At 40.0% G+C, this 17229-nt stretch carries 14 protein-coding genes; 10 read left to right on the top strand and 4 right to left on the bottom strand.

Annotation, left to right across the window (positions count from 1 at the left end; genetic code table 11):
* Window positions 1-16: 16 nt before the first annotated feature.
* Window positions 17-1231: a hypothetical protein gene (locus ACSBL2_RS15115; protein ID WP_442587372.1), complete on the bottom strand. Its 1215-nt coding sequence runs from the start codon at window positions 1229-1231 to the stop codon at window positions 17-19.
* 247 nt (window positions 1232-1478) lie between these two features.
* On the opposite strand from ACSBL2_RS15115, the gene ACSBL2_RS15110 reads away from it, so the two are divergent.
* From ACSBL2_RS15110 to ACSBL2_RS15085, 6 genes are all read left to right on the top strand, one after another.
* On the top strand, window positions 1479-2729 hold the full coding sequence (locus ACSBL2_RS15110) for a TSUP family transporter (protein ID WP_442587371.1): 1251 nt from the start codon (window positions 1479-1481) through the stop codon (window positions 2727-2729).
* Window positions 2730-2898: 169 nt separating this feature from the next.
* A complete protein-coding gene (locus tag ACSBL2_RS15105) occupies window positions 2899-3711 on the top strand; it encodes a hypothetical protein (protein ID WP_442587370.1) in 813 nt (270 codons plus the stop codon).
* A 152-nt stretch (window positions 3712-3863) separates the two neighbouring features.
* Window positions 3864-6098, top strand: a complete 2235-nt coding sequence (gene pflB / locus ACSBL2_RS15100; RefSeq protein WP_442587369.1) for a formate C-acetyltransferase — start codon at window positions 3864-3866, stop codon at window positions 6096-6098.
* Window positions 6099-6176: 78 nt separating this feature from the next.
* Window positions 6177-6959 carry a pyruvate formate-lyase-activating protein gene (gene pflA / locus ACSBL2_RS15095; RefSeq protein WP_442587368.1) on the top strand — a complete coding sequence of 261 codons (783 nt, stop codon included), beginning with the start codon at window positions 6177-6179 and terminating at the stop codon, window positions 6957-6959.
* A gap of 209 nt (window positions 6960-7168) precedes the next feature.
* Window positions 7169-9799 (top strand): bifunctional acetaldehyde-CoA/alcohol dehydrogenase, encoded by a 2631-nt coding sequence (adhE, locus tag ACSBL2_RS15090; RefSeq protein WP_442587367.1) that lies wholly within the window; start codon window positions 7169-7171, stop codon window positions 9797-9799.
* Window positions 9800-9911: 112 nt separating this feature from the next.
* Window positions 9912-10973, top strand: coding sequence for a hypothetical protein (locus ACSBL2_RS15085; protein ID WP_442587366.1), 1062 nt, complete (start codon window positions 9912-9914; stop codon window positions 10971-10973).
* Between the two features lie 15 nt (window positions 10974-10988).
* Here ACSBL2_RS15085 and ACSBL2_RS15080 read toward each other — a convergent pair whose 3' ends face one another.
* Window positions 10989-11492 carry a threonine/serine exporter family protein gene (locus ACSBL2_RS15080; protein ID WP_442587365.1) on the bottom strand — a complete coding sequence of 168 codons (504 nt, stop codon included), beginning with the start codon at window positions 11490-11492 and terminating at the stop codon, window positions 10989-10991.
* Between the two features lie 3 nt (window positions 11493-11495).
* Window positions 11496-12269 carry a threonine/serine ThrE exporter family protein gene (locus ACSBL2_RS15075; protein WP_442587364.1) on the bottom strand — a complete coding sequence of 258 codons (774 nt, stop codon included), beginning with the start codon at window positions 12267-12269 and terminating at the stop codon, window positions 11496-11498.
* A 204-nt stretch (window positions 12270-12473) separates the two neighbouring features.
* Between ACSBL2_RS15075 and ACSBL2_RS15070 the strand changes: the two genes are divergently transcribed.
* The 4 genes from ACSBL2_RS15070 (at window position 12474) to ACSBL2_RS15055 (ending at window position 16361) form a co-directional block, all read left to right on the top strand.
* Window positions 12474-13769, top strand: a complete 1296-nt coding sequence (locus ACSBL2_RS15070; protein ID WP_442587363.1) for an L-lactate MFS transporter — start codon at window positions 12474-12476, stop codon at window positions 13767-13769.
* 257 nt (window positions 13770-14026) lie between these two features.
* A complete protein-coding gene (locus tag ACSBL2_RS15065; protein WP_442587362.1) occupies window positions 14027-14875 on the top strand; it encodes a DUF4349 domain-containing protein in 849 nt (282 codons plus the stop codon).
* Window positions 14876-15165: 290 nt separating this feature from the next.
* Complete coding sequence (locus ACSBL2_RS15060) at window positions 15166-15624, top strand: MarR family winged helix-turn-helix transcriptional regulator (RefSeq protein WP_442587361.1); 459 nt, start codon at window positions 15166-15168, stop codon at window positions 15622-15624.
* Between the two features lie 53 nt (window positions 15625-15677).
* Window positions 15678-16361, top strand: a complete 684-nt coding sequence (locus ACSBL2_RS15055; protein ID WP_442587360.1) for a pseudouridine synthase — start codon at window positions 15678-15680, stop codon at window positions 16359-16361.
* A gap of 36 nt (window positions 16362-16397) precedes the next feature.
* Here ACSBL2_RS15055 and ACSBL2_RS15050 read toward each other — a convergent pair whose 3' ends face one another.
* Window positions 16398-17171, bottom strand: coding sequence for a sensor histidine kinase (locus ACSBL2_RS15050; protein WP_442587359.1), 774 nt, complete (start codon window positions 17169-17171; stop codon window positions 16398-16400).
* Window positions 17172-17229 lie beyond the last annotated feature (58 nt).

Raw genomic sequence — 17229 nt, 5'->3', positions numbered from 1 at the left:
GTTCTTCCGGGTACGATTAGTGCAGCCTGTCTAATCTCATAATGAAGTTTGTTTTGCCTCCCAATTGCAGGCCCTTTTTTAGGGTTCCGTCATTGATTCCATAGATCCAGATATAATTGCCAGCTGTATCTGAGTTGGTCGCAATATAGGCTTTTTGCCCTTCCACGATTACGCAAGCCCGGCGTGTACCCTTATCTAAAGGTAAAGCGAGCTTTTGAATGACTTTACCGGAAAGATCTATAACATAAAATTCAAAATGTGCGGCGCTGTAATGGTCACCCAGGCCTTTAAAAAGATCTTTTCTTTCGGTTCTTACCAAGGCCTTCTGTTGACCGAGGTACCATATTCCATAGGCATGGTTATGTATTTGTGATGATACATTGAAGAAGTAGGACTGGTCAAGCACCTCTTCACCTGCTTTAATACGGAATATTCCGGTTGGAAGATCGGGTCTGTTTCCAAGCGCAATTCCTGGGCAGGAGATGAAGTAAAAATTTCTTTGTTCGTCCTCAAAGGCATAGGGTTGTACGGTATTCATTCCACCAGGATAGGTTGAACGTGTATCTTTTTCTGTTTTTAAAGTCTTCATCTGTGGAAATTGCATTTCCGCCAGGTAGGTGGTATCACTTGTGGTATAGTTGAATGAACTGAGCTGCTGTTGGTAGGTATACCCAACAAAAAGTTTATTTTTATGTAGCTCCGCAAAGCCCAGGGATATGGACGAATACTTTCCGGAAGGTTTGGGGATATCCATCGTGCCAGAATCTATAACCACCATTTCGGCAGTATTGACCAGCTTATATTTTGCCTGCGAGAAATCGCCCTTGTTGAGTCCGGTAAGTAAAACCGTATCTGCAGCTGTCCAGAAATAATTGACAAGAAAAAAGTCATTCGCGGAGATTCTGGCAACTTTTATGAGTTTTTTTTCCTGAATCCTGTATTTGGAGAAAAAAGGATTTTCAGAATCTTTGGCGTAATAAAAGCCATCTTTTACAATCATATCACGGTCCAGGCTATCGCCGATAATTTCAGCTCCGGCTTTTTCCGGGATCAGTATACCACTGTCGAGGGTATGGGTCTCCACCAAAAATCTACGCTCATCTTTATTCAGGATATAAAGACTGTATTTGTTATCAGTTTCTTTTTTATCCTGAATGCCTGTACAGGAACAAATAAACAAAAAAAAGACAGATAACAGTTGAACTATAGCTGTTTGTACAGATTTAAACATTAGCTATTTGATTATAATTGATCTTTATGACTTTTTTTAACAAAATTCCAGAGGATTAGGAGGACAAATATAGGTTATTAAGAATGATTGTAAAAAGTATTTGAAGTTTTCAACACTTATTTATATCCATGAAGTTGATATCATTTGCTGCGATTCATATCATTTAGCATATTAAGTCTATTAGTTTGGTAGAATATTTATATATTTACCCTCAGTAAAAAATAGCTATTCTAAACGGCGATCATAAATGAAAGACACCTTACTTAAAGAAGATATTTTATCTGGAACCACGGCAAACCTGGAAAAAAATAATGGATTCAGAATTCTGGTTGTAGGAGAAAGCCCTGAGCTGAATAATGCGCTTGCTAGCCTGGAAAAAAAGAACCGGATTATTCATTCGGATACGATAAAAGACACTTCACCTAGCGATCTTGCTTTGTATACTTCTGAAAGCATTGGTAAATATGATTTGATCCTTATAAAAGTAACGGATTCGGAATTGAATCAGCACATTAGGAAAATAGCAACGGAGAAGGGAATACTTGTTTCACTTATTGGCAATGATGGACTCAAGATTATTCCTTCCAAGGCCTATAATTTCAGGGAGGAGCGCTATTGGAAACGTTTTGCCGGGAGATGTTTGTTTGCCCTTGCCTTCATTATCATTGGGCATGCAGTTTCTTCCTTTTATCCGATGGACAATCTGGTGAGGGCTTTTAATACCTTTGCGGTGAATCTGGATATTGATGCTGTTTTTGGCTGGATGGTTCTTGCCGGTTTTGTGGCACAGATGGTTGATGGGGCATTGGGAATGGGGTATGGGGTGATTTCAACAACAGTTTTGCTTTCCACCGGACTTAACCCTGCAGCGATCAGTGGCAGTATCCATACGGCAGAAATGTTTTCCAGCGGTGCTTCCGGCTTCAGTCACTACCGTTTCGGTAATATCAATAAAAAATTATTTAAAACTTTACTGCTGCCAGGTGTGCTGGGGGCAATTCTGGGGGCCCTTCTGCTCTGTTATCTGGGGGAGGAATACGGAAGCTGGCTGCGGCCGGTTTTATCGGTTTATACACTTCTGCTTGGTGGCCGTATCCTCTTGAATGCTTTCAGGAAGAAAAATGAATCGAGAAAGGTTAAACATGCGGGATGGCTGGCCGGTGCCGGTGGTTTTCTTGATTCCTTTGGAGGTGGTGGATGGGGACCACTGGTGACCAGTACACTCATTGCTAAAGGTAAAACACCACGTTATATCATTGGAACGGTAAGTTTAACTGAGTTTTTTGTCACCCTTGGAAGTGCGTTGACTTTTTTTCTTATTCTTGGCACCAGCCATATTCAGACCATCGCCGGACTGATTATTGGGGGATTACTCGCTGCTCCCATTGCTGCAAAACTGGCGGGTAAACTGAATACCAAAACGATATTGATACTGGTAGGTACGCTGGTCATCATTTCAAGTGCCAGAACCATTTATAAAACAATCGGCGGTATATAAGCTTTGTAATCGTGAGTTAATATTCCCTTTCAGGAGTTGTGCCTGACTTTTTTTTTATCAATGTATTCGTATACCCTATAATTTTTTTCATAAATAGTCGTTAATCCTGCGTATTTACGCTCCTGTAGCCTGATGGTATATGATCAGGCAGAGAGGATTAAAACTATTTATGAAATCAAATTTATACGCCTCCTTCGCTCTTCTTTTTTTATTCGGTTGCCAGCAAAAACAACTCGAAAAGACTTACACTCCCAGGATCCTTACTGCCAATGAAAGCTTTAATGCATATGTTGAAGCAAAAGAGGATTCTTTATCTATTTTTACGTTAAACACTTCAGCTTCTGTTAATTCTGATGGTGATTCCAAAGACTTGATGCAGGTGAAGTTACGTGATACACTGATTAGGATACAATCCGGTGCAGGAACTGATCTCACAGACAAGTTTTCCTCTGCCCAGTTCCTGAATAGTCAGAAGACCTGTATGCTGGTACAATCGGCCGACAGTTCGGGTTTGACCGCTCCTTTTTATATGATTACGTTAAAAGATAAAAAGCTGGATATCGTCAGCCTGTACCGGCCATCCAATGGTGCTGAAGATAGTCGTTTTACCAAAGGGATGACGAAAATAGGCAGGTCCGGATATTTGATTAACAATGATTTTTTTATCAGTACTGTCAACCCGAAAGCCTATCTGGTCAAGCGTAAAGATGAAGGACAGCGGATTCAGGGATTACATTTTGTGAATTCTCCTGACCGCAAGACCATAGTTTTTTTATTGGAATCCTCGTTATATCAGGTTCATTACCCCTCAGGGAAAGTTTTTAACCAGCCTTTGTCTGCCAAAGCACCAGGGAAGCCGGGTGAATTATATGCATGGATCCAGCACAATTACAGCTGGCAGAAAAATGCGGAAGGAATCTCTTTTCTTAGAGTAAATACGGATGCTGACCGGGTTGTTGATATCAGTGAATTCCGTTCATAAAATGAAGTAATCGGGCTGTTTACCAGTCGGTTGATTTGCCTGGTTTTATTTTTTTTAAAATAAATTAAATATCATCTCTTTATGTGATTAATATCATAGTTATTGGTTCACTATCTCCCTACATTTGAATCATAATCTTAATACATATCATTATGGAAGCAGATACAAAAGCCATTCAATTCGAGTCAGGTGAATGGAATTCAACAATCAATGTTTATGATTTTGTTGTAAAAAATATTCGGCCTTACCTGGGAGATTCATCTTTCTTAGCGGGGCCAACCCCTAAAACAAACAGTTTATGGGAAGCCTGTAAATTAGTATTATTACAGGAAAGAGCGAATAATGGCATTCTGGCAATTGATACCGAGACCATTTCAAATATTACAGCCTTCAGGCCTGGTTATATCAAACAGGAAGATGAAGTGATTGTTGGCCTTCAGACGGATCAGTTGTTGAAAAGGTCAATGAAACCTTTTGGAGGGATCAAGCTGGTGGAGTCTGCTGTGAATGAGCGGGGCTTAAAAGTATCCGAAAGGGTTGTGGATATTTTCAACTATGCTAAAAATCACAATGAAGGAGTTTTCAATGCGTATGATGCTGAAATCCGTGGTTTCCGTTCGAAACATGTGCTGACAGGTTTGCCTGATAATTATGCGCGTGGCCGTATCATTGGTGATTTTCGCCGGATAGCCCTGTACGGTATTGATCAGATTATCAAATCCAAAAAAGCAGATTTACTGAATGTAGGTGGAGAGATGACTGAGCATAAAGTGCGTTTACGTGAGGAGATCAATGCGCAGCTTAGTGCTTTAAAGGATATGGTGACCATGGCTAAAGAATATGGCTTTGATATTTCCCGTCCTGCTGAAACAGCACAGGAAGCTGTACAATGGGTTTATTTTGCTTATCTGTCTGCCGTTAAAGAGCAGGATGGTGCAGCGATGTCTCTGGGTAATGTCTCTTCCTTCCTTGATATTTACATTGAAAGAGATCTGGCAAACGGATTGTTGACAGAAGATCTTGCGCAGGAGCTGATTGACCAGTTTGTGATGAAATTGCGTGTCGTGCGTCACCTGCGTCCAGGATCTTATGATGAGATTTTTGGTGGTGACCCGACATGGGTAACCGAAGCTATCGGTGGTATCCTTAAAGACGGACGTACGAAAGTGACCAAAACATCCTTCCGTTTCCTTCAGACATTATATAACCTGGGTGCTTCACCAGAACCGAACTTAACAGTGTTGTGGTCTGATGCGTTACCTGAAAACTTTAAAAAATTCTGTGCTCAGGCATCAATTGATACTTCATCCATCCAGTATGAAAATGATAATCTGATGCGTACCACACGTGGTTCTGATGATTATGGTATTGCTTGCTGTGTTTCCTATCAGGAGATTGGAAAATCAATTCAGCATTTTGGAGCGAGGGCCAATTTACCTAAAGCACTCTTAATTGCTTTGAATGGTGGTAAAGAGGAACATGATGGAGTAGAACTGATTAAAAACATTCCGGCTGTGCCTGAGGGACCATTGGATTATGATATTGTTTTTGATGTGTTTAAACGCACGTTGGCTGAATTGGCAAGAGTGTATGCAAAAGCAATGTACATCATCCATTACATGCATGATAAATACTATTATGAAAGAGCCCAGATGGCTTTCGTTGATAGTGATCCAAGGATCGATATCGCTTATGGTGCTGCTGGTATTTCAATTATTGCAGATTCACTGTCTGCGATTAAATATGCAAAAGTAACTCCTGTACGCAACGAAAAAGGACTTACTGTTGATTTTAAAATTGAAGGTGAATATCCTCAGTATGGAAATGATGATGATCGTGTAGATTCAATCGCACAGGAAGTGACCAAATACTTTATCGGTGAGCTTCGCAAACATGCTACCTATAAAAACTCTGTGCCTACCTTATCCCTGCTGACCATTACTTCGAATGTAATGTACGGTACGAATACAGGTGCTACCCCAGACGGTCGTAAAGCAGGTGAGCCATTTGCTCCGGGTGCAAATCCGATGCATGGCAGAGATAGCAGTGGTGCGATCGCTTCTTTAAATTCGGTTTGTAAACTGGATTATAATGATGCTCAGGACGGTATCTCCAACACTTTCTCGATGATTCCAAAATCATTGGGAGACACCAGAGAAGAGCAGGTGCAGAACCTTTACCATACAATGGATGGCTACTTTAAACAAGGTGCACATCACCTGAATGTAAATGTGCTGAATCGTGAAACGTTGATTGATGCTTACGAACATCCTGAAAACTATCCGCAACTGACCATCAGGGTTTCCGGATACGCAGTTAACTTTGTGAGATTATCAAGGGCCCATCAGCTGGAGGTAATCACCAGGACCTTCCACGAAAAAATGTAGAATTCGAGTGTTCATGTGTATATAGTGGAGCCAGGTCGGTAAAATGACCTGGTTCTTTTTTTTTTACTAAATTAGAATATGTATTTACCTTTACAGGATATTGAAGCCGCTAAACTCAATGAAAATGATCCAGAACACCTGAGAATCCATTCACTGGAAACTTTTGGAACGCATGACGGTCCAGGGATCAGAATGGTTGTTTTTGTTCAGGGATGTCAGTTTCGCTGTTTGTACTGTCAGAATCCAGATTCTCTGGATGTTAAAGGCGGCACAATCGTGGAGATTCAGGAATTGGTGAAACGTGCCGTACGTCAGAAAAACTATTTTGGGAAAGAAGGAGGTGTGACTGTTTCCGGTGGAGAGCCATTGTTGCAGCGCAGTAAACTCAGTACCTTTTTCAGAATGCTTCATGAAGAAGGAATAAATACCTGTCTGGATTCTAATGGCCGCTTGAATACGCCGGACGTACATGAACTGTTGAGACATACCGATATTTTGCTGCTAGACGTAAAGCACATCAATGAAGAATGGCATCTTAAACTGACCGGACAGTCCAATAAAACTTCTCTTCAACTGGCAGCCTACAGGGAGTCGACCGGTAAAAAAATGTGGCTCAGGTATGTACTGGTGCCAGGCTGGAGTGACCAGGAAGAATACGTAGAAGAGTGGGCCAGGTATTTTGCGGATTATAAAACCGTAGAAAGAGTAGAAATTATCCCTTTCCATCAACTGGGTATGCATAAATGGGAATTGCTTAATCTGGAATATCCCCTGAAAGATACACCTACACCATCAGAAGAAATTAAGAAGAAAACATTTGATATTTTTAGTAAATATTTTAACAATGTGGTGTTGAAGTGATTTTCGGGTATATGGCGCTTATTATTTTTTTAAAACTGATCACTATCAGCAGTTTGACTGACTACAATCATTTTTATAGTGTATAAAGTACACTATCTTTAATTCATAAAAAGTTTGACAGTTTTCAACTGATATAAAAAGAATTTTAACCGCCGGTAAACATTATATATAAATGTTGAGTAGTGGGGGCCGGCTAAATTCCCTTAATTATGGAAGCGACTAACGCAGAAAAGTTAATCAAAAAAATCGAAAAGATCAGGGAGGCACAAGTGCTCTTCTCTACCTTCAGCCAGGAACAAGTTGATGAGATCTTTAGACAAGCAGCTATGGCGGCCAATAACGCCCGCGTACAGCTCGCAAAACTTGCCGTTGAAGAAACGGGAATGGGAGTGGTGGAAGATAAAGTTATCAAAAACCATTTCGCATCGGAATACATCTACAATCAGTACAAGGATGAGAAAACCTGTGGGGTGATTGAAAGCGATGAAGCTTTCGGTATCAAGAAAATTGCAGAGCCGATTGGTGTTGTTGCTGCAGTTGTTCCGACAACAAATCCGACGTCTACAGCAATTTTTAAGGCACTTATTGCATTAAAAACCCGTAATGGTATCATCTTTTCACCGCATCCACGTGCTAAAAATTCTACGATTGCTGCGGCTAAAATTATTTTAGATGCAGCGGTAAAAGCCGGAGCTCCTGAAAACATTATTGGTTGGATTGAAGAGCCTTCAGTAGAGCTTTCCCAGATCCTGATGGGGCAGGCAGATTTAATCCTCGCTACCGGTGGTCCGGGTATGGTGAAATCAGCCTATTCCTCAGGCAAACCAGCGATTGGTGTGGGGGCAGGTAATACACCTGCAATTATTGATGAAACTGCGCACATTAAAATGGCAGCGAATTCAATCCTCCTGTCTAAGACTTTTGATAATGGAATGATCTGTGCTTCAGAGCAGAGTGTGATTGTTGTTGATAAAGTGTATGATGCTGTTAAACAGGAGTTAAAGGAACGAGGTGCATATTTACTGACAAAATCTGAAGTTGGTAAAGTTGGTGCACTTATCCTGGTTAACGGTGCGCTGAATGCCAATATTGTTGGTCAGTCGGCCTTCAAAATTGCTGCTCTTGCCGGAATTACGGTTCCTGAAGAAACTAAAATTCTTATTGGTGAGGTTCAGTCTATTGAGCTGGAGGAACCATTTTCACATGAGAAGCTTTCCACTGTATTGGCCATGTATAAAGCCAAAGACTTTGATGAAGCTTTAGTCAAAGCAGTGAGATTGGTTCAGTTGGGTGGTTACGGACATACTTCTGTTTTGTATACCGATCCTGCTAAATCTCAGGACAGGATTGAGAAATTCGGAACTGCGATGAAAACGGGACGTACCATTATCAATATGCCTGCATCACAAGGTGCGATTGGTGATATCTTCAACTTCAGACTTGCACCTTCACTGACACTTGGTTGTGGCAGCTGGGGAGGTAATTCAGTATCAGAAAATGTCGGAGTTAAACATCTTTTAAACATAAAAAGCGTGGCGAGTAGAAGAGAAAATATGCTTTGGTTCAGAATGCCAGAGAAGGTCTATTTTAAATATGGCTGCTTACCTGTAGCACTGAAAGAATTAAAGGATCTGGGTAAAAAGAAAGTATTCATTGTGACTGATAAAGTGTTACATGGACTTGGCTTTACTACACATGTGACTAAAGTATTGGAGGAACTTGGTATAGCTTATACTGTATTTTTTGATGTAGATCCTGATCCGACATTGCGTACAGCGAGAAAAGGGGCAGAGGAAATGATCAGCTTCCAGCCAGATACCATTCTTGCTCTTGGTGGTGGTTCTCCAATGGATGCTGCAAAAATCATGTGGGTGTTGTATGAACATCCTGAGGTGAAATTCGAAGATCTGGCCATGCGTTTTATGGATATCCGTAAACGTGTATACAAATTCCCGAAACTGGGTGGTAAAGCTAGTTTTGTAGCTATTCCAACTTCAGCAGGAACGGGTTCAGAAGTTACCCCATTTGCGGTAATTACCGATGAGAATACGGACATTAAATATCCGTTGGCAGATTATGAGTTGACACCGAACATGGCTATTGTAGATGCTGAGTTGATGATGACGATGCCTAGAGGTCTGACCTCAGCAACAGGTATTGATGCCCTTACTCATGCTTTGGAAGCCTATGTTTCTGTTCTGGCTTCAGATTTCACGAACGGTCTGGCATTGGAAGCCATCAGGTTAATCTTTAAATATCTGCCGCTTGCTTATACAGAAGGGGAATCTAATATCAAAGCCAGGGAGAAAATGGCACATGCCTCTTCAATTGCAGGTATGGCTTTTGCCAATGCGTTCCTGGGAATATGCCATTCTCTTGCCCATAAATTAGGTGCTACGCATCATGTTCCGCATGGTGTAGCCAACGGTATGCTGATTACTGATGTGATCCGTTTTAATGCCGTGGATAACCCAAGAAAACAGGCGGCCTTCCCTCAGTATAAATATCCGAATGCTAAATGGAGATATTCAAAAATTGCAGAATACCTTAACCTTGGTGGCAATACTGAAGACGAGAAAGTGGAGTTATTGATTGCAGCCATTGAAGACCTGAAAGCTAAAGTGAATATTCCTAAATCCATTAAAGCATTTGGTGTTGATGAAGGTAAATTCTATGCTAGCTTGGATACTATGTCCGAGCAGGCTTTTGATGACCAATGTACAGGTGCCAATCCTCGCTACCCATTGATCAGTGAGATGAAACAATTGTATATCAAAGCTTTTGAAGGTAAACAATCGCCAGCTCCAAAAGCAACAAAAAATGAATTGATAGAAGCGTAATCCAATATAATAATTAGCAGTTTACCCAAAGCGACTACCTTCTGGTGGTCGCTTTTACTTTTTATTTATTGCTGTAAAGGTGATAAATGAATAAAATTTTTAACTTCAACCTATGGCAGAGTATGAATCCCGGCTTGATGTCCCGTCAAGAAAAAAATATTTTTATACCATTAATGATAAACTGAATGATTATCTGGTAAAGTATAACAGAAACCTGAAGCTTGCCGTGCAATATTCAGATCTATTACGATTTCAGTTAAGTGTTCCGTTGCTGGATAAAAATGGGCACGATACCTTATGGCAGACTGTATACTATGATCAGTCGGAAATGATGGAGTTGTATCCGAGTTTAACAGGTATTTATTCGCTGATGACTGCTTCCGGGGATTTGGAAGTGGTGGAACACCTGCAGATTGCACAAATAGATTATTGTACTTTTGGCAATTCTAAACCGTTCAGGATTCGGGTGATTAACAAGTTTAATGACAATTATGATTACTTTTATGTGAAGGTTGCTGATGCTTCAAGGGTTTACGGACTGGAACTGGAACATATCCTTTCCCCAAACAGGATCAGTTACCTCACCGACGGAGAGACGCTGATAGAAGAACATATTTCTGGTCTTCCCGGAGATGTATTCATTGAACATCGGATTAATACTTCTAAATTTAATCAGATAAGGATTTGTAAGGAATTTGTGAAGTTCAATGAAAGGTGTTTTATACGGTTGCTGGGTGATATGCGTTCCTATAATTATGTAGTACATATTACACCTGATATTGAAGGTAACCAGTACCGGATCAGGGCAATAGATTTTGACCAGCAATCTTATGAAGGACGTCGACAGTTTTACCTGCCACATTATTTTAAGGAAAACAATCCCCTGGTGATGCTTGGCATTAAGCATATGGACAAACAAACCATGCGGCAATACCAGGAAGAGGAGCGGAGTTTAATTAATAGCCGGGCCAGATTAGTTCATTACCGTCTGATGGATCTGTTGAACTGTATGAAGACCGACTTGATTTCTCCGCAACGAAAAGTGGATCAACTGGCCCTTGAATTAAGTGAATACCATGACCATTCTTCATTTAAGGCTTGTAAAACCATGGGTGAGCTGGTGGATGCCCAATTGAATTATTATCTTTCTGTAAAGATCAAATCATCCTGGTAAAATCTGGGGACAGGCTTAATTTCGTTTGATCGGATTCCTGAACCTGATTTGTTTGGCTGATTCTTTCCTGGTGACCAACATGGGCAATGCTACACCGATGGCCAGACTCATCAGGATGAACATGACCTTTAAACCATTATGGGTGGTCAGTGATAAGATATTGCTGTAAGTTTCAGGGTCTTTATCGGAGGCGAGGTCGATGAGGCCGAGCATCATGCGATAGGCAAACACGCCTGGTACCATGGGAATAACTGCTGGAATTGCAAATATCGGTGGTGGAGCGTGTTTCAAATGGGCAAAAGGGATACTCAGGAAACCGATTAAGGCTGCTCCGAACAAGGAGCTGACGACAATGTTTATTTCAAAATGCATCATGACAACTTTGGTAAAACCTCCCAGTGCCCCCAAAATAAAAATGGGTATCAGTGATCTGGAGGGTACATTAAAGAGAACCCCAAAACCGAGGGCGGCAAATCCGAACCAAATACATTTTTCTGAAAGTAGTATAATCCAATCCATTTTTTAAAACTGATAAATAGCCATTGATGTCAATAAACCCAAAGCAATTGAAAATGATATAATGAATCCATTAAGCCCTCTTATTAAGCCATTTTGCAGGTTTCCTTCAATCATATCTGAAAATGCATTGATTAAAGGAATTCCTGGAATTAAAAACAGCACTGATGTCGCGTAAGCAAATTCGTGGTTCATCTGTGGGTGAAATTTAACGAGACTGCCTGCAATTAAAGAGGAAGTAAGTGCCGCAAAATAAACACATAGATAAGGGTTGAATCTCATCTTTGTAGCCTCCTGGCGGATAAATAAACCTGCTGCAGTACCCAGAAAAACAAAAGCCATATCAAAAGCACCTCCTGTTGCCAGACGGCAGAATGATGCACCTGCCAAGCCTGTTAGTCCAATAATTACCCATCTTGGATAATGCGGTAATGACATGATCCTGATGAGTTCGGCATTAATTTTTTTAATGTCCCATTTTTCTTCTACCACCAGCCAGCTCATCTGACTGATTTCTGAAACGGCATGAAAATTTACAGCATGGAGTGAGGTGCGTTTTAAACTGTTGAAAATACAATCATTGTCATCATTGTATATGCTCAACATGATACTTCTTTGACTGATGAGCATATTTGAGGTAAAACCAAAAGAATCGGAAATCCTGTCTATTGTATTTCTGATCCTGGCAGTACTGGCACCAGAGACCATTAAAACCATCGCAATATCCAGTAAAGTTGACCCAAGGTCTTTGATTTCGTTCTTCTGAGGAATTGTTGACATAGACGCAGCCTGAATTTTTTCAAAAATAGTCAGCTTATTTTAGTTTAAAAATGATATGTAACAATATAATTAAAAAATGGATAAATTTTTGGGTTAATTTTAAAGAAAACTTGTCACAACTATCAGTATTTATATTGATAACTATCATTTTTAGCCTCTGATTATCACTTTACTTTGCACTATCAAATTTTTAATGATGATGCTATGAAAAAAGTAAAAAACAGGTGGTTAATTGCAGCTTCTGCTGTAGGAATGCACCTATCTATCGGTTCTGTTTATGCATGGAGCGTATATACAAAGCCTTTAATTGATAAATTTGGCTGGGGATTGAAGGAGACACAGTTTACATTTAGTCTTGCCATCTTCTTTCTTGGAATTTCAGCTGCCTTTCTTGGGCGTTATGCAGAAAAAATGGGGCCGAGAAAATCGGGGCTTATTGCGGCGGTTATGTTTGGCCTGGGGATTGCCGGATCTGGATTGGCCATACAGCTGGAATCTTTACCGATGCTTTACCTCTCTTACGGGGTAATTGGTGGGATAGGTCTAGGAATAGGATACATTACACCTGTATCATCATTGGTAAAATGGTTTCCGGATAAGCGTGGATTAGCCACAGGATTGGCTATCATGGGATTTGGGTTTGCCGCTGTCATCAGCAGCCCATTGATTGTTGCTTTAATTGCTTCTGTTGGTATCTCCAATACTTTCTTTATTATGGGAGGAAGTTATTTTTTGGTGATTTTTGCTTCTTCCCGTTATATCGCTGCACCACCAGTTGGTTGGGCTCCTGCGGGAATGACCACAGACAATACTTCTGATAAAAAAATAGTTAAAGAAGACCTTTCTCAGCTTACTTCGGCTGAAGCCATTAAAACCAAACGTTTTTGGTATTTATGGATCATGTTCTTTATCAATATCAGTTGCGGTGTGGCTATCATTTCAGCTGCTTCTCCAATGGCCCAGGAATTTGCCGGGCTGTCAGCTGTGGCAGCAGGTGCAATGGTAGGTCTAATGGGTATATTTAACGGAGGAGGCCGCATTGGCTGGGCTACACTATCAGATTATCTGGGTAGGCCGAATACCTTTATACTATTCCTGGGGATTGAAATCCTTGCATTTTTGCTTGTTCCAAGTATAACTGATGCAATTTTATTTCAGGTGGTGATCTTTCTGATCATCTCGTGTTACGGTGGAGGTTTTTCATCTGTTACAGCTTATATAGGGGATCTTTTTGGGACTAAGGAACTTGGGGCAATATTAGGCTATATGCTTACTGCATGGGCTGCTGCGGGGATGGCTGGGCCGTTGTTTTCTGCAGGGATCCGCAGTGCTACAAATAGCTATAATGCGACAATGTACAGCTTTGCAGGTTTACTGATCATTGCACTTGTGTTTTCAGTTTTGTTAAAACTGGAAATCAAAAAATTGCGTGCAGAAAAAGAAATGGAACTGGAAATTCAAAATGCATGGCATGATGAAGTTCCGGAGTTCATCGATTAAAATATTAAGATTCATGTAGTGGAGTGTTTTTTTGTTTTATGAATTTTGCGTGGGCCTGTATCAGGTATAAGTAGCTAAGGATACGGCTCGCGCATGTTCATAAATTGTTGTTTATCAGTGTTTGGCGCTTCGGTATAAATTAAAGCCTGATCTTTGTCCGATCAGGCTTTTGCTGTTGATTCCTGTTCATTTCTTCTTTTTAAGGGTTACCTATGATGCAAGTAGGTATTAAGGTTGTAATCTTTAATTTAATCTGTATGAAAAATAGTTTTATCTATTGTTTAATAACAATAGCATTATTCGGCTGCAATAGTGAAAAATCTAATGAATATGCTGATCAATTGGCAAAAGAGCCTTTATTGGATACCCTGACGGAGAAAATCATTAAAACTGCAGATATGCGGTTTAGAGTCAGGGATGTACAGTCCACCAAAGAAAGGTTAAGCAGCATCATCGGAACAGAGGGAGGTGCTGTAACTGAATTTTCCATACACAACAGGATACTTCAGACGGAGAAGGTCCGGTATTCTGCAGATTCTTTACTGGAGCTCAATTCTTACCAGACAGATGGTGTAGTCATTGCAAATATTCCAGTGGACAGGATAGATGCATTTATGAATAAAGTTGCCAGGATGGCTGTATTTGTAGAAGACCAATCGATGAAAATGGACAATCAGGGTGCCGCTTATCTTTCAAATTTCCTGAAGAAGGAGAACAATTCGGAAGCCACTGGACAGCTTAAAAAATATGCTTCAAAGAAGAATAATCAGGTGAAGTCGACTCTTGATCTGAAAAATGAAAATGTTGATAAAAAGATAGCGAATATGTTGATTGACGAAAGGGTGAAAATGAGTACAATTACCTTAAATTTCTATCAATCAGGTACCGTTAAACAAGTGGTGGTTGCCAATGAGGATTTATCAGATTATCGTCCTCATTTCTTTACTAGACTGATGACAAACTTTCTTAATGGTTGGGTTCTTTTTGTGGAGTTTATTCTTTTCGTGGCTAACTTATGGGTATTGTTACTTTTTATTGTTTGCGGATATCTCGGCTTCAGGTACTACTCGGGAAAGAAAAATAAATTACTGGTGAAAACAGATTAAGCATTGGCGATATGCCCTGATTATTGTTCATTTGAATTCATTAACTTATCCTGGCACAGTAAATAATCGTTCCGGGGGGGTGGACAGGAACTAATTTTAAAAGGTATAGCGTATATTTGCTGTACCTTTTTTATGGGAAAGACCTTGGCTTATTTGCTTTTATTCTTTTCAAACCTTCATCTTGCAAAGATAAGTAGGATCACATGCGGGCTGTAGGTATAAGGAAAGAAAAATGTTATTTAGATGGTAGGTCATGTTAACAATTAAACTTTTACACCTATTTTTACCATATGGATGATCATATAGAGTCTGAAAGAATATTATTTAGGCTTAATTATATTCTTAAACGGTTAATGGATCGTTATGCAGGGAGGAACTTGGCTTCAATTTGGTCTGAAGGATTTAATGTTACCTTTTTGCCGTATTTCATGAGTATAGGTGATACAGGTATATCCAATCACGACCTTGTCAAGAGAATACTGGTGACCAAGCAAGGGGTCAGTAAAACAGTCAAGGAGCTTGAAAATCTTGGACTTGTTTATTCAGAAAAAAGTGAGACTGATGCCAGGTCAATTATGATTTATCTAACAGATACAGGGAAGTCACTTTACAGCAGTATTAAGCAAAATGCCAATCATATTAAGGCTGATTACATTAAGACTGTTGGGATTAAAAATTATGAAATAACTGTTGATACGATGACAAAGATTATTGAGTTCCATGAAGAATTGGAGAAAAAACAAGTCTGAAAATAAATTGGCCTCGGATTTCGTGTAAAGCGCTATCTTCGTGAAAAAAATTAATGCTTGAAATTGTATACCAGGATGAGCATATCATTGCCATCAATAAGCCGCATGGACTATTGGTACACCGCTCTTCCATCGCGAACGACGCAAAGGAATTTGCCCTGCAACTATTGAGGGATCAGGTGAATAGGAGGGTAAGTCCTGTCCATAGGTTGGACAGGAAAACAGGAGGATTGCTCTTATTTACTTTCGAAAAGGATGTAGAAGTAGCGATGCACCAGCAGTTCCAAAATGGGGCAGTTCAAAAAAAATACCTTGCAATTGTAAGGGGCTTTTCTCCAGATATGCAGGATATTGATTACCCACTTGCTAAAGAAAATGGAAATATGCAAGACGCTTTTACGTCCTTCGTTACTTTAGACAGGGCTGAATTACCTATACCATTGGGGCAGCATCCAACATCAAGATACTCACTTGTGGAAGCAAGTCCGACTACCGGTCGTATGCACCAATTGCGTAAGCATTTTGCACATATTTTTTATCCCATTATAGGCGATCGCAAGCATGGTTGCAATAAGCAAAATCGCTTTTTTAAAGAACAATGGGACATGACTACCATGTTATTGCATGCTTCTGAACTCCTATTCAAACACCCTGTAACCCAGGAGGAGATACATTTAAAAGCATCGGTAAATCAAGAGTTTAGCAGGGTGATGCAAATAATGGGCTGGAGTTTATAGACGACAAGTTTTAGTGCTCATTGACGAATGTAGTCCTTATAACTGAACCTGGATGCTGATATGGGTTCCAGCACCAGGTTGGCTCTTGACAATGGCTTCAGCATTAATCATACGGGCTCTTCTATACATATGATGAAGACCCATGGCATCTTTACCCATTGGAAGGTTGGTGTTAAAGCCCTTTCCATTATCACGAACGTCCATTATAAACACGTTTTTACAGAAATTGGCTTCTACCTGTATGAGCGTTGCTTCAGCATGTCTGGTGATGTTTTTAATTATTTCCTGGAATATCCTGAATAGGACCAGTTGTTTTTCCTGACTGATGTGGTGCTGGTCTGAGTTGATGTAAACATATTTAAATTTATCTATTCTCTTCTGCAAGAGGAGCTCATGTTTAATTGCATAGGGTAATCCCATTTTTAATTCTTTTCCTTGGAATAATTTATCCAAAAAGTTAAGTTCCGTTAGGGTTTGATTGGTCAGATCGATCGCATTTGTAATTTTCTCATCGAGACTTTCTGTTTGTTCTGTTAAAGATTTCAAGGTAAGGTTGATTTGGTTGACTAAATTCCCTATGTTGTCATGGAGATTTGCACCAATGGCCTGTAATGTATTTTCATGCACTTCTATCCTGGTTTTTAATATTTCTGTAGCGAACTCCTGTTCGAGCCTGATTGTTTCTTCCAGGCGCCTTTTCTTTCTTGAATTATATACGTGGAAATAAATGAATAAAAATGACGGGACCAGCAAAAAAATGAAAGTGACGAGCATAATTAGTGGTGTGAATTCCTGAGTTGGTAGCTGCATAATAAAAATTAGTTTCAAAAGCTGTAAAGATGTGTGTTAAAAAAATGTAATGAGTTGA

This window comes from Pedobacter sp. AW31-3R (genome assembly GCF_052180285.1).
Taxonomy (GTDB): domain Bacteria; phylum Bacteroidota; class Bacteroidia; order Sphingobacteriales; family Sphingobacteriaceae; genus Pedobacter.
Note: the sequence above shows the minus strand (reverse complement) of the source record. Positions and strands in the feature narration are given on the sequence as shown.